Origin of the sequence: Neoroseomonas terrae (assembly GCF_018129025.1) — a bacterium.
Taxonomy (GTDB): Bacteria; Pseudomonadota; Alphaproteobacteria; order Acetobacterales; family Acetobacteraceae; genus Neoroseomonas; species Neoroseomonas terrae.
In genome coordinates, this window is the sequence record NZ_JAAEDI010000023.1 from 99,259 (window position 1) to 105,651 (window position 6,393).

Below are 6,393 nucleotides of genomic sequence, written 5' to 3' on the forward strand. Positions count from 1 at the left end.
CGGTGGAGGAAGCCATGTCCGTATCCGAACGCAGTGCCTCCGTGGCACCCGGCGCGGCCAGCGCCTTCGCCGAATTGATGGGGGTCCGCGGCCTCGGCGACGCGGCCGCTGCGGAGGTCGGCATCACCGGCCACGACCCATTCTACCGCACGCCGCTGCGCGTCGGCGAAGCTGCGGCGGCCGTGCTGGGCGCCATCGGCGTCGCCTCGAACGACCTGTGGGAGGCGCGCACGGGCCGCCGCCAACAGGTCTCCGTGGACGCCACACAGGCCGCCGCGACGATTCGCACCGTCGACTACACCGAGGGCCAGAAGCCCGACGGCAGCTTCGAGCACATCCCCATCCCGCAGGGGATGAAGGACATGATCGCCGCCACCCAGCCCTGGCCGACCAAGGATGGTTCCTGGGTCCTGCCGCATCTCAACCTGCCGCATCTGAAGGACCGCGTGCTCGGCGTGCTGGGCGCCGAATTCACGCCGCCCGCCGTGAAGGAGGCCGTCGGCCGCTGGGACGCCGATGCGCTGGAGGAAGCGATCGCCGCCGCGAATGGCTGCGGCGGCCGCGTCCGCAGCCCCGAGGAATGGCTCGCGCATCCGCAGGGCCGCTATCTCGCCGCGCGCCCGGTGGTCGAGATCACGAAGGTCGCCGAAGGCCCGCCGGTGCCGCTGCGCGCCGGCGATCGGCCGGCCTCGGGTGTGCGCGTGCTCGACTTCACGCGCATCCTCGCCGGCCCGATCGGTGGCCGCACCCTGGCCGAGCACGGTGCGGAAGTGCTCATGGTAGGCGCCGGGCACCTGCCGCAGACGCCCGAGCATGTGCGCGACACCAGCCACGGCAAGCGAAGCTGCTTCCTCGACCTGCGCGATGCGTCGCAGGCCGCGCGGGCGCAGCAGCTGGCGCGCGAGGCGGACATCGTCATCGGCGGCTACCGCCCTGGCAGGCTCTCCGCCAACGGGCTGGGGCCGGAGATCGCGGCGGAGAAGCCCGGCCGCATCTACATGACCATCTCCTGCTTCGGCTCGGGTGGTCCCTTCGCCGGCCGCAGCGGCTGGGAACAGGTGGCGCAGGTCGTCACCGGCATCGCGCATGTGCATGGCAAGGCGATCGGCGATGGAACGCCGCAGCTCGTCTTCGCGCCGGTGTGCGACTACCTGACCGGCTATCTCGCCGGCTACGGCGCGCTGCTCGCGCTGGGGCGTCGGATGCGAGAGGGCGGCAGCTACCATGTCAACGTTTCGCTGTGCCAGTCAGGCATGTTCCTCCTGCGGCAGGGCACCGTCGCGGGATTCGAGAACGCGCCGGATCGCCTGACGCGCGCGCAGATCGATGCCATGCACGTCACATCCGACACGTCCTACGGGCGGCTGAAGACCATCGGTCCCGTGCTGCGCATGTCGGAGACGTCCCCGCATTGGGCGCGCCCGACACCCGCTTTCGGCGGCGACGCGCCGGAATGGCTCGCCGCCTGACCGCCATGAGTCAGATCACGGCCATTCGCGGCCACCATGTGGGCTTCGCGCCGGCGACGCCGCTCGGCAATGCGGCGGGCTTCATCCGTCGGCGTGAGTTCCTGCTGCTGGAGATCGAGGCCGATGACGGCACGATCGGCTGGGGCGAGGTCGGGGCATCGCCATGGGCCGCGGCCGCGCTGATCCGCCACGGCCTTGCGCGCCAGGTGCTCGGCCAGCCCGCGGCTGAGCACGGCCGCATCTTCGAGGCACTGCTTACCCTGCGTGGCTATGACCAGCGCGGCGTGTCGATGATGGCGATCTCGGCCATCGACATGGCGTTGCACGACGTCGCGGCGCGGCAGCAGGGCATCAGCGTCGCGGCCCTGCGCGGCGGCGCGCTGCGCAACCGCGTGCCGGCTTATGCGAGCGGCCCTTTCATGCTGGAGGGGCCGGATCCCTATGCGGGCTTCCCGCGTGACATCGATGCGTATCTGCAGCGCGGCTTCCGCGCCATCAAGCCGCGCGCCGGCGCCGGGCCCGCGGTGGATGGCGCGATGGCCGAGGCGCTTCGGCGTCAGGTCGGGCCGGACGTGGCGCTGATGGTGGACTTCAACCGCGGCGTCACCGCGCGCGCGGGTCTGGCCTCGGCGCAGCTGATGGCGCCGGCCGGGTTGTTGTGGATCGAGGAGCCGGCCGTCCCTGAGGACCTTCCTGGCTATCGCATGGTCGCGCAGACGTCGCCGATCGGCATTGCGGGTGGCGAGGCGCTGGGCAGCCTGGCCGCGTTCCGCGAGCTTCTCGAGACCGGCGCCGTCTCGGTCGTGCAGCCGGATCTGTCCGTCTGCGGCGGCTACTCCGGCTATGCGCGCGTTGCGGCGTTGTGTGCCGCCTGGGACCTGCCGGTCATGCCGCATGTCTTCGGCACGCTGGTGAACTTCCATGCCTCGCTGCAGGCGGCGGCGCTGACGCCCGCACGGCGCGGCGGCGCCGTCATGCCCTATCCCTTCGTGGAGTGCGACGTGTCGGGCAATCCGCTGCTGACGCTGCTCGGCGAGGTGCCGCTCGATGCCGAGGGGATGGTGCGGTTGCCTGAGGGTCCCGGGGCGGGCTTCGACCTGCGCGCCGAGCAGCTGGCGCCCTGGATCGTCGAGAGCTGGTCGATCGCGACATGACGGCGCGCATCCCGTTCACCGCCGGTGAAGCGGCGCCCGCGTTCCGCGCGCCGCCAGGGGCCGCGGACTGCCACCATCACATCTACGACGACCGCTTCGCGCCGGATGCGCGCGCCGTGCTGCGGCCGGACGCCGCGACCGCGGCGATGTACCGGAGCCTTCGCGATCATCTCGGAATGTCGCGCAGCGTCGTCGTGCAGCCATCGACCTACGGCACCGACAATGGCTGCCTCGTGGACGCGCTGCGGCAGCTTGGCGACGCGGCGCGTGGTGTCGCGGTGATCGACGAGGCAGTCAGCAACGATCCTTGCAGGAGATGCAGACAGCTGGCGTTCGTGGCATCCGCTTCAACCTCGCGCGGCCGGCCGGTGCGACGCCGCAACTGCTGGAGGCACTGGCCCGGCGGATCGAACCGCTCGGCTGGCATGTGCAGATCCATGCGCCGGCAGGCACGATCGCAGATCTGGCGTCGTCGCTTGCCGCGCTGCCCGTGCCGTTGGTCATCGACCATCTGGGCCGCTTCCCGCAGCCTGATGCCACGGCCCATCCGGCGTGGTCAGTCCTGAGGGGGCTGGTCGATGCCGGTCGGTGCTGGGTGAAGGTCTCCGGGGCGTATCACGACAGCGTCGCAGGTGCGCCGGACTACGCGGATACGGGCGCGCTGACCCGGGCCTGGCTGACCGCCGCGCCGGAACGCGTCGTCTGGGGCACCGACTGGCCGCACCCGGCGGCGACCGCCGGCGAGAAGCCGTTGCCGGACGATGCGCGGCTGCTCGACCTCCTTGCGGACTGGGCGCCCTCCAGCGCGACGTTGCATCGCGTGCTGGTGGACAATCCCATCGCTCTCTACGGCTTCGCGCCCGTGGCGCCGGTGGCCGATCAATCACGAACCATGACAGGAAACGAACCATGATCCGCATCGACCGCCGCCGCCTGCTGGCCGGCGCCGCCATGCTGACCGCGACGCCCTTCGCCGCGCGCGCCCAGGATGCCGCCTGGCCGTCGCGGCCGATCAAGTACATCGTGCCCTACACGCCCGGGGGCGGATCCGACATCGTCAGCCGGCTCGTCACGGCGACGATGTCCGGGCTGCCGGGCGGGCCGCAATTCGTCATCGAGAACCGGCCCGGCGCCGGCGGCAACATCGGCGTCAAGGCGCTCGCGGACTCGCCGCCCGACGGCTACACGATCGGCGTCATCACCATCGCGACGCATGGCGTGAATCCCACGCTGTATCCGAACCTGCCGTTCGATCCGGTCAACGACTTCACGATGATCTCGCAGCTGAACCTGCAGCCGGTCGTGGTCGCGGTGAATGCGGATTCGCCGATCCGCACGCTCGCCGACCTGCTGCGCAACACCGGCCCCTCCGCGCGCGAGCTGACCTTCGGCAGCGCCGGCAACGGGCTCAGCGGCCATGCGGCGGGCGAGCTGCTGCGCCAGCGGGCTGGTGTGAAGATGATCCACGTCCCGTATCGCGGCAGCAGCGGCGCCTGGGCGGATCTGCTGGGCGGGCGCATCGACCTGATCGTCGACAATGTGGCGACGGCGGTGCCGCACGCGCAGTCCGGCCGGGCGCGCATCCTTGGCGTGTCATCGCGCCAGCCGATGCCCGGCGTCGATGCGCCGACCATCGGCAGCCTGGTGCCCGGTTTCGTCGTGGATTCGTGGAACGTTCTGGCCGGGCCCAAGGGCATGCCCATGCCGATCGTCAATCGCCTCGCCGGCTGGGTCGGCCAGGCGATGGAGGTGCCGGCGTTGCGCGCCCGCTATGCCGAGCTGAATCTGATCCTGCCCGAGAACACGTCGCCAGACTTCGCAGCGACCTTCATTCGGCAGCAGATCGCGATGTGGGCTCCGGTGGTTAGAGAGGCGGGCATGCGGGTCGACTGACATCAGGTCGCCCGTTCAAGCGCGTTGGCCCCTTGCGGCGGCGCCGGGCCGGATGGTGCGCCATCCGGCCAACCCCCCTCAGAGCGAAGTTGGTCGATCGCACTGTCCGCTTGCCGCACCTTCCCGGTATGGCCGAAGGACGGTATCGGGCGCTTATCTGCCGAGACGTCGCAGCGGCATGCGGCAGCACATGATCGTATGACCTAGCAGTCTTCCATTCCGACGCTGGCGGCTGGCTCCTCGCTCCGATCGAGCACATTAAAGCCCTTCAGCCGCGAGGATCATTCGCTTCTCGTCCTCTGTAAGGCTCTCAAAGCGTATCAGCTCCTCTCCCCCGTCCAACCACCCGGACGCGATCTCCCAAGCGTTCTCCTCGAAATCGAGCACTACTTTGAAGCCATACGTGCGCGATCGTCCGCGGTCGCAGCGCGCCCTGCGATCGCCCGCCAGGCCACCAACAGCGCATCCCACCAGACTTCCGCCTTGGCATCCTGCGCGCTCGCCGCGTGCGGCGCTGCCGGCGGGGGCTGGATCACCGTGCCGTCGAGGCTCTGGCGGGTGCTGAAGCGGCAATGCGTGCCGGCCTGGATCGGCGCGCAATCGAAGCGCTGGCCGGCGCGGACGCCTTCGCCGGCCTTAGCCTCGATCGTCGTCAGGCCGGGTGGCAGGCGGCGGCGGTGGACGTACGCCTGCCGACGGACCTGCCGCTGTTCGGCGCGGCGGTCGAGGCCGACAACCGGCCGCTGATACCCGAGGCGGAGCCGCAGCTACCGGCGATGCCAGAGGGTGAGGAAATCGCGCGGGACTATGGCACCACCGGGCTGACGTTGCGCAGCCATCCTCTGGCGCTGCTGCGGCCGGTCCTGGCGCAGCTGCGGTGCGACGACAGCCGAACGCTCGCCCGCTTCGCGCAGGGTCGGCGGGTGCGCGTGCCGGGGCTGACGCTCATGCGACAGCAGCCGATGACGGCGAAGGGCGTGGTGTTCGTGACGATCGAGGACGAGTTCGGCGTGGCCAACGTGGTGGTCTATGCGCATGTCTCGGCGCGGGACCGGACGGCTCTGCTGACCTCACGCCTCATGCTGGTGGAAGGCCGCATCGAGCGTGAGGACAAGCACGCTGAGGTGCCGATCGTGCATCTCATCGCATCGCGGCTTATCGATCGGTCGGACTTGCTGGACCAGCTCGGCACCATCGACGGCCAGGAGGACGGCATGTGGGCGGAGCGGATGCTCGGCCGAGCCGACGAGGTGAAGCGGCCGGAGCCCGGATCGCGGCGAGTGAAGATGCCGGGCACGCGGGGTTTCCGTTAGGTAGTGCCGCAACCTGGCGTCGGCGGACAGCATCCGCAACGGCAGATTGGCGCCCACATTAGTCATACAGAGAGCTTTGCGGCTTCCCTGAAAGCGGACCTAGCCTCCGACTTCCAGGGGGCCAGGAGGACGGCCAGCTCCGGTTTCCGATTTGCCTCAATTGAACATCTATACTTGTTTGGCGGCCTGATTGTTCTCGCCGCCGGTGACACATGCGCTGCGCATAGAGGTTTTGCAGACGCTCATGTATCTGCGTCGATCAGATTTGCGACAGCATGCGTCGAGACGCGTCGCGCCATCCCGTTCGATCCGGCAGGCTACCGAGAAGTGCGCAGCAGCCACTTCCCAGACGCCGGAGTATCCGTTTAGGCCCCTTTTTTACGACGATCGTGGGCGCCAGTCGGACATCTGAAGGCTGCGCCCTCCCAGTCTCTGGAACGCACGTTGTCGGCAGGAGAATACGATGATCTGTTGATCCGTCGCTTGCCGATGGAGCGCGTCGAACATTTTCTCGATGCGGTCATCGTCTGAGTAGACCAGGGCGTCGTCGAGAATGACGGGTGT

Annotated in this window: 6 protein-coding genes and 1 pseudogene; 6 read left to right on the forward strand and 1 reads right to left on the reverse strand. The window is 69.4% G+C overall.

Annotation, left to right across the window (positions count from 1 at the left end):
* Window positions 1-14 precede the first annotated feature (14 nt).
* The 6 genes and pseudogenes from GXW78_RS20450 to GXW78_RS20475 all read left to right on the forward strand — a co-directional run bounded on the left by GXW78_RS20450 (window position 15) and on the right by GXW78_RS20475 (window position 5,829).
* Entirely contained in the window at window positions 15-1,469 is a 1,455-nt protein-coding gene (locus GXW78_RS20450; RefSeq protein WP_211870752.1) for a CoA transferase, read from the forward strand.
* A 5-nt stretch (window positions 1,470-1,474) separates the two neighbouring features.
* Window positions 1,475-2,623 carry a mandelate racemase/muconate lactonizing enzyme family protein gene (locus GXW78_RS20455; protein WP_211870753.1) on the forward strand — a complete coding sequence of 383 codons (1,149 nt, stop codon included), beginning with the start codon at window positions 1,475-1,477 and terminating at the stop codon, window positions 2,621-2,623.
* Window positions 2,620-2,907 (forward strand): annotated as a pseudogene (locus tag GXW78_RS28660) (amidohydrolase family protein); the annotation flags it as partial. The gene GXW78_RS20455 and the pseudogene GXW78_RS28660, both read left to right, overlap by 4 nt.
* Before the next feature lie 32 nt (window positions 2,908-2,939).
* Entirely contained in the window at window positions 2,940-3,536 is a 597-nt protein-coding gene (locus GXW78_RS28075) for an amidohydrolase family protein (RefSeq protein WP_408904203.1), read from the forward strand.
* Complete coding sequence (locus GXW78_RS20470; RefSeq protein WP_211870756.1) at window positions 3,533-4,516, forward strand: Bug family tripartite tricarboxylate transporter substrate binding protein; 984 nt, start codon at window positions 3,533-3,535, stop codon at window positions 4,514-4,516. The genes GXW78_RS28075 and GXW78_RS20470 overlap by 4 nt, the downstream gene beginning before the upstream one ends.
* Window positions 4,517-5,088: 572 nt before the next feature.
* Window positions 5,089-5,829, forward strand: a complete 741-nt coding sequence (locus GXW78_RS20475) for a hypothetical protein (RefSeq protein WP_211870757.1) — start codon at window positions 5,089-5,091, stop codon at window positions 5,827-5,829.
* A gap of 378 nt (window positions 5,830-6,207) precedes the next feature.
* On the opposite strand, the gene GXW78_RS20480 is transcribed toward GXW78_RS20475, so the two are convergent.
* Window positions 6,208-6,393: hypothetical protein (locus GXW78_RS20480; protein ID WP_211870758.1), on the reverse strand; the 186-nt coding region annotated here is incomplete at its 5' end.

Coding starts and splice junctions, on each gene's coding strand:
- GXW78_RS20455 (WP_211870753.1), top strand. CDS start 1,475: ATGAGTCAGATCACGGCCATTCGCGGCCACCATGTGGGCTTCGCGCCG.
- GXW78_RS20450 (WP_211870752.1), top strand. CDS start 15: ATGTCCGTATCCGAACGCAGTGCCTCCGTGGCACCCGGCGCGGCCAGC.
- GXW78_RS28075 (WP_408904203.1), top strand. CDS start 2,940: ATGCAGACAGCTGGCGTTCGTGGCATCCGCTTCAACCTCGCGCGGCCG.
- GXW78_RS20470 (WP_211870756.1), top strand. CDS start 3,533: ATGATCCGCATCGACCGCCGCCGCCTGCTGGCCGGCGCCGCCATGCTG.
- GXW78_RS20475 (WP_211870757.1), top strand. CDS start 5,089: ATGCGTGCCGGCCTGGATCGGCGCGCAATCGAAGCGCTGGCCGGCGCG.